The organism is Bradyrhizobium zhengyangense (genome assembly GCF_022012555.1).
Taxonomy (GTDB): domain Bacteria; phylum Pseudomonadota; class Alphaproteobacteria; order Rhizobiales; family Xanthobacteraceae; genus Bradyrhizobium; species Bradyrhizobium zhengyangense.
On record NZ_JAKLTZ010000081.1, the window covers coordinates 1 to 1,046 of the forward strand.

Genomic DNA, 1,046 nt, shown 5'->3' on the forward strand with positions numbered 1-1,046 from the left:
GGGACGTCTTCGTGTTCCGCAGCAAACGCACGGACAGAGTGAAGCTTCTGGCGTGGGACGGCAGCGGCATGGTGCTGATGACGAAGTGGTTGCACCAGGGGCACTTCACCTGGCCGCCGATCCGCGAAGGCGTGGTGCATCTGACTGCGACACAGCTCGCGATGCTGCTCGACGGACTCGAGTGGACGCGCGTCTCGCCCAAGCCGGTGAAGCAGCCGGCCGTTGTCGGCTGAGAGGAGAGGATTTCGCTGGAGCCTGCGCCGCGCGGATGTATGGTCCATTTATGGCGATTCGCCCGGACGTCCTCTCGACTGATCCCGCCGCTCTAACAGAGATGGTGCTCGCGCTCGACGCCGAGAACGAGAAGCTGCGTGTTGCGATGCAGACGCTCAAGGAGATGATCTTCGGGAAGCGCTCGGAACGGCTTGCCACGCTCGTGGCCGAGCAGCTTGAGCTTGAGCTTGACGATCTTGAGACCAGTGTCACGCCGCCGGCAGCTGCCAACGACGATGCACCTGCGGTGAAGCCGTCCGATAAGCTACGTAAGAAGGCGCGCCGCAACATCGGCGCGTTGCCCAAGCATCTGCCGCGCTGTGAGCAGGTCCTGGAGCCGGAGGTGACGGCCTGCCCGTGCTGCCAGGGCCAGCTTCACAAGATCGGCGAGGACGTCAGCGAGGTGTTGGAGTGATCCCGGCGCTCCTGCGCGTGCTGCGCACGATCCGTCCCAAATACGGCTGCCGCGGCTGCACCGATGGCGTGGTCCAAGCCAAAGTGCTGCCGCGCCTGATTGAGGGCGGCATGGCGTCGACGGCCCTCGTGAGCCATGTGGTGGTCTCGAAGTTCGCCCGGTATTTGCCGCTGTACCGGCAAGTTCAGATCCTGGCCGGCCACGGCATCCATCTTGACCGCGCGACACTCGCGGTTGGGTCAAACGTACCGCCTTGTGGCTCAGGAGCCTTTATGAGCTGCAGCTGCGGATCATTCAGGCTGCGCCGCGCGTGTTCTGCGACGAGACGCCGATGCCGGTGCTTGATCCAGGACGACAT

General features: G+C 64.1%; 2 protein-coding genes and 1 pseudogene. All 3 read left to right on the forward strand.

Annotation, left to right across the window (positions count from 1 at the left end):
• The coding region (gene tnpB / locus L6639_RS42925) for an IS66 family insertion sequence element accessory protein TnpB (protein ID WP_237867378.1) at positions 1–233 on the forward strand (233 nt) is incomplete at its 5' end.
• Positions 234–283: 50 nt separating this feature from the next.
• Positions 284–688 (forward strand): IS66 family transposase, encoded by a 405-nt coding sequence (locus L6639_RS42930; RefSeq protein ID WP_237867379.1) that lies wholly within the window; start codon positions 284–286, stop codon positions 686–688.
• A gap of 110 nt (positions 689–798) precedes the next feature.
• A pseudogene (locus L6639_RS42935) lies at positions 799–1,046 on the forward strand (IS66 family transposase); the annotation flags it as partial.

Coding starts and splice junctions, on each gene's coding strand:
- L6639_RS42930 (WP_237867379.1), top strand. CDS start 284: ATGGCGATTCGCCCGGACGTCCTCTCGACTGATCCCGCCGCTCTAACA.